Genomic DNA, 15900 nt, shown 5'->3' with positions numbered 1-15900 from the left:
CACGTCACGGCCTGAGGCGACCATCCTGCACGCGAAGGCCATGCAGCAGCGGGTAGTTCGAGGTGTCCTTCTGCCTCTTTTTGCTGGCGCATAACTCTCAAAAAATGCACATAAGAGGTTCATGAACAGAAATGAGGCGAGGACTTCTAACTATGCGCGTCCGACTAGTGGTGGCGACTGTGCTGGTGGGGTTGGCCGTACATGGTATCCCAGGATCCTCGTCGCAGGCACAGACTCGTTCCGACATACCACTTACGGAGGGCGACATCATTGAGCTGACCGTGATTGGCGTGCCCGAGCTCAGCCAACGCGTGCAGGTGGATGCGAATGGCCAAATTGCGCTTCCCCTGGCTGGCGAACGGCGGGCAGCCGGGCTGACCGAGGCGGAACTGCGTCAGGGCGTGCAGGAGGATTATGAGAAGGTTGTCTTGCGGCGCACAGATTCTTCCGGGCGGGAGAGCCAACATGGCATTGCTGCGCAAGAGGTGTACCTTCGAGTTGTGGAACACGCACCGATTTATGTCAGCGGACTAGTTGGCCGACCTGGTACCGTCGCCTATCGGCCGGGCTTGACGGTGCGCCAAGCGCTGGCGATGGCAGGAGGCATTGGTAGCCCCAATACTGAGCGCCCCTCTCTTTCTAATCTACTGGAACTTCGCACGCAGGCCCGCCTGACACGGCTCGACCTGAGCGTGGAGCTTGCACGGGATTGGACGATTCGGAACGTTCTCGCGTTAGCGAATGGCGATCAGCAGGCATCCTCACGGATCGCAGGAGACGAGGCTATTTGGCAAGCGGAGCAGGAGAAGCTCCAGGTCATCACGTCAAGCCATGAAGCGAGGTTGCAACGGCTGAAGGAGGCCATCGCCTTCGCTGACCAACGTATCACTGCGCTTGTTAGTCAACAGGAAGGCGAAGAGGCCGGTGCGGCGTTGGATTCTGCCGAAGTTGAAAAGGCCAACGACCTCTACCGGCGCGGCCTAGTCAGTAGCACGCGTGTCACCGAAGTGCGTCGATCGGCTCTCCTTGCTGCCAGCCGAGCACTGCAAACCTCTGTTGCGGCAGCGGATGCACGTCGCCAGAAGCAGGATCTGGAAGCCCAGCTACAGAAATTGTCGGAAGATTTCCGGATCGACTTGCTGAAGGATTTGACAGCGGCAACGGCTCGGATTCTCACCTTGCGTGAGCAAGTGCAGGCTATTGAGGCGCGGCTGACGATGTTTGGCCACCCTATGCGAGGGAATGGGCAGCTTGAGGTAAATTACGATCTTGTCTTGTATCGGCGTAACGGCACAGAGACAGGGCAGCGGATCGACAGCAATGCAACCTTGCGGCCAGGCGATACGGTGGAAGTGAAGTCGGCCGAAGACGCTAGCTGATAATTTGGAGATCTCGCCCGTGGCTGCACTATCATTACGGTCTTAAATGCGAAGCTCGGCTTATATCGGCTTGATGGCCTTGGTGCTCGCGCTGGTTAGCGGGAACATCCTCTTCACCAGTGCGTTCATGCTGCTGCGTGTTCCCCCCGCCGGCGCCGGAGTGCCTATCAACGAAGCAGCTCTTGTCGCTACGCTTCTGGTTGTCCTTTTCTCGCGCCAGTCCATCGCAGGCTTCGTGCACACCCCTATTTTTTTTCCATTAATGGTCTTTTGGTCCATTGCATCAATCCAATTGACCCTGGGCGTTTTCGGAGGCGGCGGCATATGGGCCGTTCGTGATGCAGCGAATGCGATCGAAATTGGCTTCTTGTTCGTTGGATACTGCCTCGCTCTTGATCAGCGGTTCGATCGTCCGTTTGCATCCTGGTTCGTGACGATCTTTGTCGTCGCAGCTCTCTACTTATTGCTCTATCCGTTTCAGGGCAGCTTGGTGGGCTTCTCGCCTACCATCTCATCACTTTCCGGGTATGATGCGGCGTTCCTGTTCTCCTACGGAAATCCAGCCTCTACCGGGGTTGCCGCCGCCTGCCTTCTAATCGTTTTGCATAGCCACCGTCTGGTATGGCGATTGGTTCTCACCGGCGCCGTCGTGATGACGCTGATTGTTTTTGTTCAGGCCCGCATTGCCTATCTCCAGCTCGTCCTTCTATTTGGGTTGATCGTAGTTCTGCGACCGGGACGAGTTCTCAGCCTTCTGGCCATGGCTGTCGGGGCCCTGACAATGATGCTGTTGTTCCTGGCCAGCGGTATTGAACTGTCCGGCCGCCTTGGACAGACCTTCAGCTTTGACTTCCTCATGAATCACATCCAAGCGATCTGGGGTGGCGGAGACACCACGGTACGCGACGCTGCCGAAGGGGTAGATCTCCGCCTCGAATGGTGGCTTAGCATTCACGAGCGCTTACAAAATGACTTTGTTACCTTCATCTTCGGTCTCGGTTACGGCATTCCGCTGACGTCCTTCCGGGGCCTCAGCGACGATATCGTCCGGGAGCCCCACAACTCTTTCGTCTCAATTTATGGCCGCCTTGGCATGTTCGGACTTGCCGCCTTCCTCATTCTGCAAACAAGCATCGTCCAAGCGACGATACGCGTGATTCGGGCGGCGCACCGGCTGAGCAATCCTGCCTTACATGACATCGGGATGACGATCTTGTGCTTTTTGGGCGTCCATTTGATTTATTCAGTTGCGGAAGGAGGGTTCGAAGTAAGCTTCATTGCTGTACCCTATTACTTTTTCGCCGGTGTGATGCTGGCATTCGACCGTCGGATACGGGTTGGAAACCTGGCGCCTGACGCCGCCAGACTCACGGTCAAGCAAGAAGAGGAGGTGTCCCAGGCATACCTAACCCGGCTTGATTCGGCGCGATGAGCCTCGACATCCCCTTCGGACGCCGAGCTCTGTTGGCCGCAGCAGTGACGCGCCCGACGAGCCTGCCATGTTTTCTTGCTGACGAAGGCATTATCCGCGGGATCAGTACCATTCCGCCGCAAATGAATTGGGAGGCAGCCTCCTACGGCCTGACCAGCCGGCGCGTCGCGGCACTGCATTCAGCTGGCTTTAATACGCTTCGACTGTTCCTGCCGCTCCAGCCCTTTCTTGAAGCAGCGTCGGTTCGGACCGCGCTCACTTCTTTTGTAGAGCCCTGGCTAGATTATATCGCAAGAGGTACCTCCTTGGGCTTCAGAGTGCTGGTGAGTTGGGGAAGCACTTACGAGGAGCGTCTTGAGATCCTCCAGAAAGCCTTTGTGGCCCAGCGCTTCCACCATGTGCTTGCGGCGGTGTCGTCCGGCCTTGCCTCGCGCTTCAGCCCGCAGCAGGTGGCCCTAGAGATTATGAACGAACCGCCAGAAGATGCTGAGTTGAGGCGCCTGGGCTTCGCGCCATGGTCGGGTTCATTCGCGCCAGCCCTCGCTGATACAGTCCGGCTGCATGCGCCCGACCTGACCATTGTTGTCCAATCGGCTTCTGGTGGCTGGGCGGAGGCAATTCCGGATTTTGATCCGGAACGCTTTGATACCAACACCATGCTGTGCTTCCACTTCTACACGCCCGGTGAGTTCACCCATCAAGGTGCCCACTACCCCAACCTGTATGATATCCCGTTTCCGATCACGCGATATCCCGGAGGTAAGGCAAAGATGCACGTAGATGTGGATGCCCGTATCAGGGCAGATCCCCATTTATCGCTGGAGGAGCGAAGGGCCCAACTGGAACGCCATCGGATATTGCTGGATTACCTATGGTATGCGCCTGCTCCGCTTGGGCCGTCCTGGGTGACTTGGCCCAAGCTTGACGCCTGGATTGCCAAACATCGCATCAATCCACTTCGGCTCCTTTGCGGAGAGTTTGGCGTAGTCAGCCATTTCAATTTCAACGGCAGCCGCGGCTGCGACGTAAATTCCCGTGCTCGCTACCTGAAGGCAGTACGTCTGGCTGTGGAGAACCGGGGCTTCGGAGGGTGGGTCGCGCATCAAGCTATGGGCGATTTCAACCTCATGGAACAAACCAGCGTATCGCAACATGGCGAGGCGCTCATCCCCGAAATCACCGCGGCCTTGTTTGGGTAGCCGAAGCCTTTATGCCGCTTGTCTAATTGCGGCTTCCCTCGTCAACGCCTCTGCGCTCGCCGCATCCACCCTCGGATCTTGGTTGTCTCTGCGGTCGACCCTGCTGGCCTCCGCAACATGCGCCTCGAGACAGTGCCGCTCCATGTCGAATGCGCGGCCCGGACGAATCAGCCGCGAGACCCAACCCGGGGTGGCCCCATCCGCGTCCCGACGGGGACACCTGCGTCCGCCTGCTCAGCGGAGCTCTTGCATGCGCTGCGTCATGCGGTAGCGGCCGCGACGGCCATCTGACGATGGCCACGCCTGGAGCAGCCTGCCGGTTTTACACATGGCATGCAGCACCACGCCAATCTTCCGGGCCACTGCCACCGCGGCGCGCTTGACACCAAGACGCTCCACAAGGTCGATGCCCAAGACCTTCAAGGCCGAGATACGCCCCGATCGTGCGTGACCGCGGGAAATGTGCCGGCGCCTTGATGGCGGCCGCATAATACCAAGTCCCTGTGATCAGAACCCATGCCTGTAGCGCCTTCCGCAGCGGTGGGGATCTGCCCCAGCGCTCTATAGGTTCTGATCAAAGAGACTTGGTATAACTCGCAGCTACGGCGAGCTCAACGCCGGGACAGGTCAATAGCAGCCGGCAGGTCGCATCCTCCCTGGCAGCCTTGATGAGGCGCTTGGACACGTCGAAGTACCTGCTGCTGAGTGGCCTGTGTGAGCAGGGTCATCGCCTCAGGTTGTGCTTGCTGTGATCGTGTCCCACCCTGTGGTGTAGGAGCGGCGCTCCTCAGCGGGCTGAGCCGCGGTGTCAGGCTGCCGCGGCGGGCAGGCTGACGGGGGCAGTATCGCTCACAGCGCCGATGGTCTCCAGCGTCATGTAGCGCGACCGCTGTGTGGCCCATTCGTCGGACTGCTCGAGGAGCAGAGCGCCGACGAGCCTGGTGATGGCGGCTTCGTTGGGGAAGATGCCGACGACGTCGGTGCGCCGCTTGATTTCGCCGTTGAGGCGCTCGATGGGGTTGGTGCTGTGGAGCTTGGCGCGGTGCTCCCGCGGGAAATCCATGAAAGCCAGCACGTCCTCCTCGGCCGCATCCATCAGGCTGGCGAGTTTCGGCACCCTGGGGCGGAGCTGGTCGGCCACGGATCGCCACTGGGCATGGGCGGCCGCGGCATCGGCCTCGGCATAGGCGGTGCCGATCCAAGCCGAGACGATGCGGCGCTGGGTCTTGCCCGCATGGGCGGCGGCGTTTCGGCCGAAATGCACGCGGCACCTTTGCCATGTGGCCCGGAGCACCTTGGCCACTGCGGCCTTGAGGCCCTCATGGGCGTCGGAGATGACCAGCTTGACGCCGCGCAGGCCGCGCCGGGTCAGGCCGCGGAGGAAGTCCGTCCAGAAGGTCTCCGCCTCGGAGGCGCCGACCGCCATGCCGAGCACCTCGCGGCGTCCGTCACTGTTGACGCCTACCGCGATGGTGACCGCGACCGAGACAATGCGGCCAGCCTCGCGCACCTTCACGTAGGTGGCGTCGAGCCACAGGTAGGGCCAGTCGCCCTCGATAGGGCGGCCCAGGAAGTCCTGCACCCGGCCGTCGATCTCGGCGCAGAGCCGGGAGACCTGGCTCTTGGAAATGCCCTCCATCCCCATGGCCCGGACCAGGTCGTCCACCGAGCGCGTGGAAATGCCCTGGACATAGGCCTCCTGGATGACTGCCGTCAGCGCCTTCTCCGCCAGCCGCCGAGGCTCCAGGAAAGCCGGGAAGTAGCTGCCCTTGCGGAGCTTGGGGATGCGAAGCTCCACCGTGCCGGCTCGGGTCTGCCAATCCCGCTCGCGATAACCGTTGCGCTGGTTCACCCGCTCGGCGCTGCGCTCGCCATGCCCCGCACCGCAGCGGCCGTCCGTCTCCAGCTCCATCAGCCGCTGGGCGGCAAAGCCGATCATCTCCCGCAGAAAAGTCGCGTCAGAGCCCTTCTCCAGAAGCTCGCGAAGGGCAATCCTCTCGTCGGTCATCGTGGCGTCCTTGCGTCAGAGTTGCGTGTTGCAACACAACCCTACCGAGGATCACCGCGATGGCCGCCCTAACTTGGGCGGCTGCCTCCTACACCACCACCCGGGGCACGACCGGCCGCGCCATTCCAGCGCCTCCAGATTGCGCTTGGTGCGGTAGCCGGTGTCGGCCCAGACGCGGCTAGCGGTGTTCCCGGCATCCAGAAGACCCACGAAGCTGCGGCTGTCATGTTGGGCCGCATCGGTGACCGTCCAGCGGCGGATCAGGCCGTGCCGCCGGTCGACGCCGATATGGCCCTTGTAGCCGAAAACCGGCACCGCGATCTGGATGGCCTGGCGCGGCGCGCCTTCTGACTTGGGTCTGGCTCTGCCGCGCTTGAGCGTCCACTGCGCATCCCGGTCTTTTTTCGCCCGCTTGGCTCGCGACCAGTCCGCGGGTGTACCGCCCTCCCGGATAGTCGCCTTCTCCTCTAGGGTGAGCTTCTGGTGTGGCGCGGCGATGAGGGTGGCGTCGATGATCTGCCCGCCCATGGCCAGATAACCCTTGGCTGCCAGCACCTCGTCAAAGCGGCGGAACAGCCGGTTGATGGCGTCCGCCTGCTTCAGCTGCTCGCGGTAGAGCCAGATCGTCTTGGTGTCCGGCACCGCCTGGTGCAGCCCGAAGCCCGCGAAGCGCATGAAGGACAGCCGGTCCCGTAGCTGGAATTCGGCTTGCTCGTCGGACAAACTGTAGAGCGCCTGCAGCACCAGAATGCGGAACATCAGCACCGCATCATACAGCGGGCGTCCACCGCGGCTGCGACCTGACCGCGCTGGGGCTGCATCCAGCACGGGGCGGAAGATCTCGAAGTCGACCACGGCCGCGAGCCGTTCCAGTGGATCGCCCGCCGCCGACAAGGCCGCGTAGCGCTCATCCACATCGAAGAAGCCAGGCTGACCCGCCACCGCCACTACCTCCACTGACCAAAGCCAGTGAATCGCCTCATACCAAGTCTCTTTGACCAGAACCTATAGACGTTGAGGCAGATACCCTCTGCTGCGGGAGGCGCTACAGGCATAGGTTCTGATCACAGGGACTTGGTATCAGCGCCTCAGTCGCGAGGTTTTTCGAAGTGTCCGAGTGTCCGGTCAAAAGGTCGTGCCCCGGGTGGTGGTGTAGGAGGCAGCCGCCCAAGTTAGGGCGGCCATCGCGGTGATCCTCGGTAGGGTTGTGTTGCAACACGCAACTCTGACGCAAGGACGCCACGATGACCGACGAGAGGATTGCCCTTCGCGAGCTTCTGGAGAAGGGCTCTGACGCGACTTTTCTGCGGGAGATGATCGGCTTTGCCGCCCAGCGGCTGATGGAGCTGGAGACGGACGGCCGCTGCGGTGCGGGGCATGGCGAGCGCAGCGCCGAGCGGGTGAACCAGCGCAACGGTTATCGCGAGCGGGATTGGCAGACCCGAGCCGGCACGGTGGAGCTTCGCATCCCCAAGCTCCGCAAGGGCAGCTACTTCCCGGCTTTCCTGGAGCCTCGGCGGCTGGCGGAGAAGGCGCTGACGGCAGTCATCCAGGAGGCCTATGTCCAGGGCATTTCCACGCGCTCGGTGGACGACCTGGTCCGGGCCATGGGGATGGAGGGCATTTCCAAGAGCCAGGTCTCCCGGCTCTGCGCCGAGATCGACGGCCGGGTGCAGGACTTCCTGGGCCGCCCTATCGAGGGCGACTGGCCCTACCTGTGGCTCGACGCCACCTACGTGAAGGTGCGCGAGGCTGGCCGCATTGTCTCGGTCGCGGTCACCATCGCGGTAGGCGTCAACAGTGACGGACGCCGCGAGGTGCTCGGCATGGCGGTCGGCGCCTCCGAGGCGGAGACCTTCTGGACGGACTTCCTCCGCGGCCTGACCCGGCGCGGCCTGCGCGGCGTCAAGCTGGTCATCTCCGACGCCCATGAGGGCCTCAAGGCCGCAGTGGCCAAGGTGCTCCGGGCCACATGGCAAAGGTGCCGCGTGCATTTCGGCCGAAACGCCGCCGCCCATGCGGGCAAGACCCAGCGCCGCATCGTCTCGGCTTGGATCGGCACCGCCTATGCCGAGGCCGATGCCGCGGCCGCCCATGCCCAGTGGCGATCCGTGGCCGACCAGCTCCGCCCCAGGGTGCCGAAACTCGCCAGCCTGATGGATGCGGCCGAGGAGGACGTGCTGGCTTTCATGGATTTCCCGCGGGAGCACCGCGCCAAGCTCCACAGCACCAACCCCATCGAGCGCCTCAACGGCGAAATCAAGCGGCGCACCGACGTCGTCGGCATCTTCCCCAACGAAGCCGCCATCACCAGGCTCGTCGGCGCTCTGCTCCTCGAGCAGTCCGACGAATGGGCCACACAGCGGTCGCGCTACATGACGCTGGAGACCATCGGCGCTGTGAGCGATACTGCCCCCGTCAGCCTGCCCGCCGCGGCAGCCTGACACCGCGGCTCAGCCCGCTGAGGAGCGCCGCTCCTACACCACAGGGTGGGACACGATCCTCAAAAAAAGCATGGTCGCGGATGGGGACAACGACGAATGAGATATCCCGCATCCGAGAAGCTCGAGATCATCAGAACCGTCGAGCAGTCGCACCTGTCGGCCAAGCGCACGCTGGACCAACTCGGCATCCCTCGTCGGACATTCTACCGCTGGTATGATCGCTACCTCGAAGGCGGGCCGGAGGCGTTGGAAGATCGGCCATCGGCGCCGAGCCGGGTGTGGAACCGCATCCCGGCGGGCATCCACGACCAGATCATCGAGCTGGCGCTGGAACAGTCTGAGCTGAGCCCCCGGGAACTGGCCGTGCGCTTCACCGATGGGCAGCGCTACTTCGTGTCGGAATCCACGGTTTACCGCCTGTTGAAGGCCCACGACCTGATCACCAGCCCGGCCTATGTCGTGATCAAGGCTGCCGATCAGTTCCACACGAAAACCACGCGGCCGAACGAGATGTGGCAGACCGACTTCACCTACTTCAAGATCATCGGGTGGGGCTGGATGTATCTGTCGACCGTGCTCGACGACTTCTCGCGCTACATCATCGCCTGGAAGCTGTGCACCAACATGCGAGCCGAGGACGTCACCGACACGCTGAACCTCGCCCTGGCGGCTTCTGGTTGCGACAGCGCCACGGTGCTGCACAAACCCCGGCTACTCAGCGATAATGGCCCCAGCTACATCGCGGGTGAGCTGGCGGAATACATCGAGGCCCGGAAGATGAGCCATGTCCGCGGCGCCCCGTGTCATCCCCAAACCCAGGGCAAGATCGAGCGCTGGCACCAGACCCTGAAAAACCGCATCTTGCTGGAAAACTACTTCCTGCCCGGCGACCTCGAAGCCCACATCGAGGCCTTCGTCGAGCACTACAATCACCAGCGATACCACGAGAGCCTGGCCAACGTGACGCCTGCCGACGCCTACTTCGGCAGGGCTCCGGCAATCATCAAACTGCGCGAAAGGATCAAGCGACAGACCATCGAACATCGGCGCTTGCAGCACCGCAAGTTCGCCGCCTAACATCAACCCCCTGACGAGGTCCGCACTCCGCTAATCTACGCCGCGAGTTGTGCCGAATGTTCTGACGACGGACAAGATCCGACACCGCTCGCCGCAACCGGCTGTTCTCCTGCTCGAGCTGCTTGAGCCGACGCACCTGGTCCAGCTTCAGGCCGCCATACTCCGCACGCCAGCGATAGTACGGGGCCTGCGTGACCCCGATTGCCCGAGCACCCTCGGCCACCGTCTTGCCCTGGCCCACCAAGACCTCAACCTGCCGGAGCTTGGCCACGATCTCCTCCGGCTTGTGCTGCTTCCGAGCCATCCCAACCCTCCGAACTGCACCACCGATCTCACATGATCGGCGGCTCACTTCTACGGAGGCAGGTCACCGGCGTAGAGCCCGATAATTATAGTTTATCGGGCTTTCTAATAAGAAAGCGCTGGTTGCCCTATTTGACGCGGGGTGGCACAGTCTCGGCATGCGGCGACTGCGAAACGAAGCGGAGACCCTGTTACTTCGGCGCGGAGCTTCGGCCCGGCTGTCGCACGATGTCGCACGCCGGATTGGGGGACGATCGCACCCCAGTCTAGGGCGTCCGGGCCCAACAGATCGGGCGAGAGTTCTCGAAACCAATGTGCCCGGCTGTGCTATAGAGAGCGGATGTCCGCGTTGTCGCCCATCGAGTCCGAGTTCTCCTCGACCGAGGAAGGCGAGGCCTATGAGCACTGGCTCCGCACGAAGGTGGCGGCGAGCCTTGCGGACCCACGGCCGCACCTCCCGCATGACGCGGTTATGGCCGAGGTCGAGGCCATCCTCGCCGAGGCCGAACAGCCGTCGCAGCGCTAGGCCGCCGCGTACTGCCGATTGTCTGGCAAGCCAGCGCCAGGGACGACCTGCTCACTATCATTCTCTACATCACGAAGCGGAATCCGGCGGCGGCCCGACGCCTCAAAGGCGTGGTCGAGGAGGCGGTGTTGCCACTGGCCGAACACCCCTACCTGTTCCGGCCGGGGCGTGTTCCGGGGACCCGCGAACTGGTAGCGCACCCGAACTACATCATCATCTATCGCGTCGCATAACACGCGGTGGAGATCGTGAGTGTTGTCCACGCGCGGCAGCGCTACCCCTAGCAGAAGCGGCTGAGCGGCCCGGCCCGTTTGGCTCAGCGTCCACTTGCCTGGCCCTCCCATGACGTCCCCTCGTGCTTCTGCGGGGGCTGCCGTGCCCGAAGGGAAGGGCGAGATCTTGCCGCCCACTCGCCCTGTCCTGGCCACCCCCTTGCTTCGCGCCGCAGTGGGCCAGAGCCCGGCTGCCGTGCTGGCGCTGCTCTCCGGCCCGGTCGGCGAAGCCGTCGCCAAGGCGTCCGGTTATGCCGGCAAGGCGCTGTCCGAGAACACGCGTCGCGCCTACGCGACCGACTGGAGCCTGTTCTCGGCCTGGTGCGAGGCGGGTGGCGTGTCGCCGCTGCCGGCCGAGCCGTTGGTGATTGCCGGGTATCTGGCGAGCCTCGCCGGGCAGCTCGGCCGTTCGGGGCTGCGCCGCCGGCTCGCCGCCATCGCGGAGATGCACCGGCGCACCGGTCATCCGGTCGAGCCCGGGCATCCCGCCATCCGCATGACACTGCGCGGCATCTTCGCCAGCCACGGCAAGCCGGCCCGGCCCGCCGCCGCGCTGACCTCGGCTGAGGTGAAGCGGCTGCTCGCCAGCTGCGGCACCGACATGGCGGGCTTGCGGGACAAGGCGCTGCTGCTGACCGGCTTCGCAGGAGCGCTGCGACGCTCCGAGCTGGTCGCGCTCGACCGCGAGGCGCTGCGCTTCACCAGCGAGGGCATGACCTTGCAGATCTTGCGCTCCAAGCGCGACCAGGAAGGCGAGGGGGCCACGGTCGGCATCCCGCGGGGACTCAATCCCCTGACCTGCCCGGTGCGGGCGGTGGAGGAGTGGCTGCGGCGGGCGCGGATCGAGTACGGAGCGGTGTTCCGCGGCCTCAGCGGGCGCGGCGTGCTCGAGGGACGACTCGACACCAAGAGCGTGTGGCGGATCCTGCGCAAGCGGGCCGAGCTCGCCGGGCTCACCGTGGATGAGACCGAGCGTCTGTCCCCGCATGGGCTGCGGGCCGGCTTCATCACGGAGGCCTACCTCAAGGGCGCGCTGGACGAGCAGGTGATGCACCACACCCGCCAGAAGAGCATCGCCACCACCCAGGGCTATCGCCGCCGGGCCAAGATCACCCAGGACAGTCCGGCCCGACTGCTCGACCTGTAGGGCAGGGCAGTGGTCTCCCGTCTTTCTCCGGCCGCCCCGAATGCACCGGCCCCGACGGCACTCCCGGCGCCGGCACACACCGACTGGCTGCGCAATGTGCTGGTGGTGAGCGGGCCAACGGAAGGGACAGGTCGGTTCCGGGCGGCAGCCGCCGGGGCAGGGGTGATCCCCTGGGTGCTGGATCTCGACGGCATGGAGGAGGACTGGTTTCTGTCGCTCGCGGCGCCAGCCGAGGGCAAGCGGGCAATCAGTGTGCAGGGCGCGCGGATCCTGGCTCGGCGGCTGCGGGATGCCACTCATGCCAACCACCAGCGGGCGATCGCCCGCATCGGCACAGATCGAAGCCACCCCTTCGACCTGCACCGCCTGCTGCCGGTCCCATCCGGCATTCTGCGCCTCGGGCCCAACGACCCGCAGAGCCGCACTTGGCTGTGGACGCATTGGGGCACCACCCGTCCGCTGCGGCATGTGCGGGAGCTGGAGTCCACCCTCGACGGCCGGAAGCGGCGGATGGCGGAACTGCGGGTGGAATTCTGGTCGGCGGACTGGTCGCCGTGGCAGGCGCTGCGCCGGCTCCGAAGGTACTGGCCAGCTCTGAGCTTCACCCTCCAGCCGGACTACGCGGACGGTGAGGGCGATGAGCCCACGAGCGAACTTATCGCACCCATCCAGCACAAGCAGGGCAATCGGGACAGGAAAGACAACCGAGAAAAGTCGACCCGAGCGGCCAGGGCGCAGCGTGGCTGACGCCGCCGCCGCAGCCGAGGTTGAGGATGGTTGGCAGGAAAACGAAGGGCCCGGCGGGCGCCCCCGGCCGGCCGATATGCCTCACCTCAGTGTGCAAGGCTTCGAGGGCCCGCTCGATTTCCTGCTGGAGATGGTGCGCCGGCATCAACTCGACCTCGGCCGGCTGTCGATCGTCCCTCTGACCGACCAGCTGGTGGCCGCGCTGGAGAGTGGTGTCACCCGGCTGGAACGCCGGGCCGACTGGCTGGTGATGGCGAGCGAGCTCTTGCGGCTCCGGGCGCAGTTGCTCGCTCCTGCTAGTCCACAGGCCGCCGAAGAGGCTGCGGCGGAAGCCGATCAACGGCTCGGGCAGCTGGAAGAACTTGCGGCGATGAAGGCGGCCGCCGCCTGGCTCGCCGCTCGGCCGCAACTTGGACAGGACGTCTTCACGCGCGGCAATCAGGAGCGGCCGGCGCCGAAGCCGCAGGCGGAGCTCTACGTCGCCTTCCTTGAGGCGACCCTTGTCATGCTGGAAGGACGAGAACGACAGGGGGATAAGGCACCACTGGCCTACCGGCCCTCGATTCCGAACCTCTGGCGCGTCCCGGATGCCTTGGACCACATCCGCAGCATTCTGGGACAGCGGCCAGAGGGTGGCGATCTGGCTCTGTTCCTGCCGCCGCTCTCAGTGGGGGATACGCACCAGCTGCTGAACGCCCGTGCTGCGCTCGCCAGCACCTTTGTGGCGGCCCTGGAGCTGGCCAGGAATGGCGCTGCGGAAGTCTCTTCGTCGGACACCCGTAGTCGTGTTCATCTCCGCCAAAGTAGCGCATATCGGCATTGAAGGGGCCTGCGCGCTCGCCGACCTCATCACAGCGGGCAACACTGGATCCGCACCTTCACGCCGATGGGATGGCGAGGCTCGTTCGGTGGGATCGCGGCCCCTTTGCCTTCCTGCTTCGCCGGCCACGTCCTACGTGAGGTTCCGTTGCTCTGTCGAAATTATAAGCCATTGATTTGATGAAAAAGCATTGTCTGGATATGGACAATCAGCTCGCGCGCTTTGCGGAAATGGCAGCAGCCGTGGCGCGTCAGGTGGGCGGTGCATGGCATCAAGCGCCTGCTCGCGGCGGCGCTGGGCCCCCCCGTGCCGCCGAGGTCGTTCCCCTGCCGGTGGCGCGCGATGGAAAGCTCAGCCGCAAGCCGCGCTCTGTCGGGGCCATGGTGCGGGAGTTCCAGGAGGGCGCGGGCAAGCTCCTGGTGCAGGAGGGGTGGTGATGATCAGCCTGGGAGAGGCGCTTGCTTCCATCGCGTCGCGCGACCATGCCATGACCGTCCCGGATCGGTCGCGCGACCTTCCACGACCTTCCACGCGACCGCTCAAGCGCTGCCTGCCGTGCGCGATGTTCCTTGGTCCACATCCAGCCCATCTGGGCACGTGGGAACGCCCAAACACCTCACCACCAGCATTCTCAAACGGGCACTGAGGGATAACCTGTCCGTGCCTTGCCTTCATGCGATGCCGAGGAACACGGCAAGTGAGCGGGTCACTGACAACAGGGCGTCGTCCTCCAGTCGGCCGAACGGCGCGCTGAGCTTGTCGCGCTTCACGCTCATGGTCTTGTCCACCATGATCTGCGAAGGCTTGCGCAGGCCATTTTTTGCGCTCGGCTGCACTGTGGGCCGGATCAGCGGAGCATCCACCAGTGTCCCCGACACCAGCAGCACCGTCACCGTGCCGATCTGGTCGAACTGATCCGCCTGGACCACCAGTGCAGGGCGCGGCTTGCCGAAGTCACCGGTGAGGGCGACCGTCACCAGATCCCCTCGTCTCACCCTTCGTCGTCCATATCGGTCAGCGCTGCATCGAGAAACCTGTCGAGTTCGGAATCGGCCGCATCCGCCGCCGCAACGAGGCGCGACTGTCGGCGGCACTCCTCCGCAAAGCCTGGCTGGCGGGTGTCGGGCACCCAGATTTGCACTGGTCGCAGCCCGGCGGCCCGCAGGGCCTCCCGGTGCTTCTGGACACGCTTGCGAAGAGGGACAGGCATGGCAGCCTCCGGCATGGGTTACATGTAACCTATGCCGCTCCCTAACGGGGTTCAAGGCCGCTGCGTAGCCCGTCGCGTCCACCTTGTTGCACGGGTTAGCGGTGAGGAGGTGATGAGCCAGAGCGCCTCTGTGGTCAGCTGATGCGGACGTAATCCAGGCGACCCAGGTCCAACATGCGGTTCAGGGCCGCCGCCGTGATGGATACCTCGGTTGCCTGACGCCGATCAGTTCGGGAGCGCAGGCCGGGACCGATGACACGTTTCCAACGTGACACGTCGGGCTCGACGAGCGCGCGCCAGTTGTAGCCGGAGGCCTTCTGCCATCCCATGCGGCCGCGTTCGGCAATGCTTTGCAGATGCTGGTCCCGCCTCGTCGGCGCGGTCCCGGCTGTTGCACTCAGCACCGCGCTCGATCGTGGCGGGACAACGACATCCGCATGCGGATGTCGTGCCGCGACCGCAGCATAAACGTCGTCGCGGACGTAGGCGCCGTCGCCAGTGAGGGAGGCGACTTAGCCAGCGCCTTCGTAGCGGGCCGACTTGCGCACCGTCATCTGCATCAGGACCGGTCAGCTTCGTCGCGACGATCCGGCCGGTGTCGGCGTCCGTGGCAAGGTGTAGCTTCCTTCAGCGCCGTCGCGATCGCCAGATCCGAGTAGATGGGCTGGCCGCCTCGCGTGGTGCGGGGCTCAGCTTGCTGCCCTTCGATCGCCTCCTCCGAGAACCAGACCGTCAGGCTGCCGCGGGCACGCAGGCCCGCCTCGTACGCAGGCCAATTCCTGACCCGGTGCTGCTGTGGAATTCGATGCCGCCGGTCGGCGTTCGCCTTGAAGGGCAAGGGAGTGCTCTCCCACGCGGGGCTAGACCCCACCCTATCCCAAGGAAATCACCCGCTCGATCCATGCACCACGCCAATGTCGCGCGCCACGGTGCGGCCCGCTGTTGGACAGGCGGACCGGCGACGGAAAACTTGCCATGGGCGATGCGTTCTGCAGGCCTTGAGGGATAACAGGGCGTGATGAACTTTCGGAAGAAGCTCCGGTACGCCTGGCCAGCCAATCCGCAGGGCAAGAGCGTGGCGGAAGTGCCCTCGGGAAGTTTCTGCTCGGGCTGCCCGTACCACACGCTCAACCCGCTGAAAGCCACGGGCGAGGAGGGCTACTGCACCCTGCTAAATGTCGGCGACTGGATGCGGGGCGAGTTGCCGCTGCTGTGGGATGGCATCAAGATCTGCCACATCCGGCCGCTAGAGCAGTTTCCGCGTTCACCGATTCAGAAGAGGATTCCCTTCTGCGGCGGGATGTGATTCGCTTTTCCTCCTGCGAGGGAGGACAGG

Annotated in this window: 15 protein-coding genes and 4 pseudogenes; 12 read left to right on the top strand and 7 right to left on the bottom strand. The window is 64.1% G+C overall.

What is annotated here, in order from left to right; genetic code table 11:
- The first annotated feature begins 131 nt into the window (after positions 1–131).
- The 3 genes from ACF3NH_RS21220 (at position 132) to ACF3NH_RS21210 (ending at position 4010) form a co-directional block, all read left to right on the top strand.
- Positions 132–1379 carry a polysaccharide biosynthesis/export family protein gene (locus ACF3NH_RS21220; protein WP_422925772.1) on the top strand — a complete coding sequence of 416 codons (1248 nt, stop codon included), beginning with the start codon at positions 132–134 and terminating at the stop codon, positions 1377–1379.
- A gap of 82 nt (positions 1380–1461) precedes the next feature.
- A complete protein-coding gene (locus tag ACF3NH_RS21215; protein WP_422925770.1) occupies positions 1462–2811 on the top strand; it encodes a hypothetical protein in 1350 nt (449 codons plus the stop codon).
- Positions 2808–4010, top strand: a complete 1203-nt coding sequence (locus tag ACF3NH_RS21210; protein WP_422925768.1) for a cellulase family glycosylhydrolase — start codon at positions 2808–2810, stop codon at positions 4008–4010. Before ACF3NH_RS21215 ends, ACF3NH_RS21210 begins: the two co-directional genes overlap by 4 nt.
- A 234-nt stretch (positions 4011–4244) precedes the next feature.
- Here the strand turns inward: ACF3NH_RS21210 and ACF3NH_RS21205 are convergent.
- The 3 genes and pseudogenes from ACF3NH_RS21205 to ACF3NH_RS21195 form a co-directional block, all read right to left on the bottom strand.
- A pseudogene (locus ACF3NH_RS21205) lies at positions 4245–4448 on the bottom strand (hypothetical protein); the annotation flags it as partial.
- Positions 4449–4818: 370 nt separating this feature from the next.
- Positions 4819–6018, bottom strand: coding sequence for an IS256 family transposase (locus ACF3NH_RS21200; protein WP_422921854.1), 1200 nt, complete (start codon positions 6016–6018; stop codon positions 4819–4821).
- Between the two features lie 51 nt (positions 6019–6069).
- Positions 6070–6960 (bottom strand): IS5 family transposase, encoded by an 891-nt coding sequence (locus ACF3NH_RS21195; RefSeq protein ID WP_422925766.1) that lies wholly within the window; start codon positions 6958–6960, stop codon positions 6070–6072.
- Between the two features lie 302 nt (positions 6961–7262).
- Here ACF3NH_RS21195 and ACF3NH_RS21190 point away from each other — a divergent pair, with 302 nt between their 5' ends.
- Together ACF3NH_RS21190 and ACF3NH_RS21185 are read left to right on the top strand one after the other, a co-directional pair.
- Positions 7263–8462 carry an IS256 family transposase gene (locus ACF3NH_RS21190; RefSeq protein WP_422921854.1) on the top strand — a complete coding sequence of 400 codons (1200 nt, stop codon included), beginning with the start codon at positions 7263–7265 and terminating at the stop codon, positions 8460–8462.
- Positions 8463–8522: 60 nt separating this feature from the next.
- Positions 8523–9539: pseudogene (locus ACF3NH_RS21185) on the top strand (IS3 family transposase); the annotation flags it as partial.
- 73 nt (positions 9540–9612) lie between these two features.
- Here the strand turns inward: ACF3NH_RS21185 and ACF3NH_RS21180 are convergent.
- Positions 9613–9843: pseudogene (locus ACF3NH_RS21180) on the bottom strand (transposase); the annotation flags it as partial.
- Between the two features lie 339 nt (positions 9844–10182).
- On the opposite strand from ACF3NH_RS21180, the gene relB reads away from it, so the two are divergent.
- The 6 genes from relB (at position 10183) to ACF3NH_RS21150 (ending at position 13791) form a co-directional block, all read left to right on the top strand.
- The gene (gene relB, locus ACF3NH_RS21175) at positions 10183–10368 is read left to right on the top strand and encodes a type II toxin-antitoxin system RelB family antitoxin (protein ID WP_198368308.1); all 186 of its coding nucleotides are present in this window, start codon (positions 10183–10185) and stop codon (positions 10366–10368) included.
- A gap of 11 nt (positions 10369–10379) precedes the next feature.
- On the top strand, positions 10380–10601 hold the full coding sequence (locus tag ACF3NH_RS21170; RefSeq protein WP_198368329.1) for a type II toxin-antitoxin system RelE/ParE family toxin: 222 nt from the start codon (positions 10380–10382) through the stop codon (positions 10599–10601).
- A 166-nt stretch (positions 10602–10767) separates the two neighbouring features.
- A complete protein-coding gene (locus ACF3NH_RS21165; RefSeq protein ID WP_198368309.1) occupies positions 10768–11787 on the top strand; it encodes a site-specific integrase in 1020 nt (339 codons plus the stop codon).
- Positions 11788–11961: 174 nt separating this feature from the next.
- Positions 11962–12534, top strand: a complete 573-nt coding sequence (locus tag ACF3NH_RS21160; RefSeq protein ID WP_198368310.1) for a hypothetical protein — start codon at positions 11962–11964, stop codon at positions 12532–12534.
- On the top strand, positions 12527–13357 hold the full coding sequence (locus tag ACF3NH_RS21155; RefSeq protein WP_198368311.1) for a segregation/condensation protein A: 831 nt from the start codon (positions 12527–12529) through the stop codon (positions 13355–13357). Before ACF3NH_RS21160 ends, ACF3NH_RS21155 begins: the two co-directional genes overlap by 8 nt.
- A gap of 197 nt (positions 13358–13554) precedes the next feature.
- Complete coding sequence (locus tag ACF3NH_RS21150; protein ID WP_198368312.1) at positions 13555–13791, top strand: hypothetical protein; 237 nt, start codon at positions 13555–13557, stop codon at positions 13789–13791.
- 234 nt (positions 13792–14025) lie between these two features.
- Here the strand turns inward: ACF3NH_RS21150 and ACF3NH_RS21145 are convergent, their stop codons facing one another.
- The 3 genes and pseudogenes from ACF3NH_RS21145 to ACF3NH_RS21135 all read right to left on the bottom strand — a co-directional run bounded on the left by ACF3NH_RS21145 (position 14026) and on the right by ACF3NH_RS21135 (position 15402).
- Positions 14026–14349, bottom strand: a complete 324-nt coding sequence (locus ACF3NH_RS21145) for a type II toxin-antitoxin system PemK/MazF family toxin (protein WP_198368313.1) — start codon at positions 14347–14349, stop codon at positions 14026–14028.
- Positions 14346–14564, bottom strand: a complete 219-nt coding sequence (locus ACF3NH_RS21140) for an antitoxin MazE family protein (protein ID WP_198368314.1) — start codon at positions 14562–14564, stop codon at positions 14346–14348. The genes ACF3NH_RS21145 and ACF3NH_RS21140 overlap by 4 nt, the downstream gene beginning before the upstream one ends.
- A gap of 134 nt (positions 14565–14698) precedes the next feature.
- A pseudogene (locus ACF3NH_RS21135) lies at positions 14699–15402 on the bottom strand (transposase).
- 177 nt (positions 15403–15579) lie between these two features.
- On the opposite strand from ACF3NH_RS21135, the gene ACF3NH_RS21130 reads away from it, so the two are divergent.
- Positions 15580–15870, top strand: coding sequence for a hypothetical protein (locus ACF3NH_RS21130; protein WP_422925761.1), 291 nt, complete (start codon positions 15580–15582; stop codon positions 15868–15870).
- Positions 15871–15900: the final 30 nt, after the last annotated feature.

Source organism: Pseudoroseomonas sp. WGS1072 (assembly GCF_049340465.1).
GTDB lineage: Bacteria > Pseudomonadota > Alphaproteobacteria > Acetobacterales > Acetobacteraceae > Pseudoroseomonas.
Note: the sequence above shows the minus strand (reverse complement) of the source record. Positions and strands in the feature narration are given on the sequence as shown.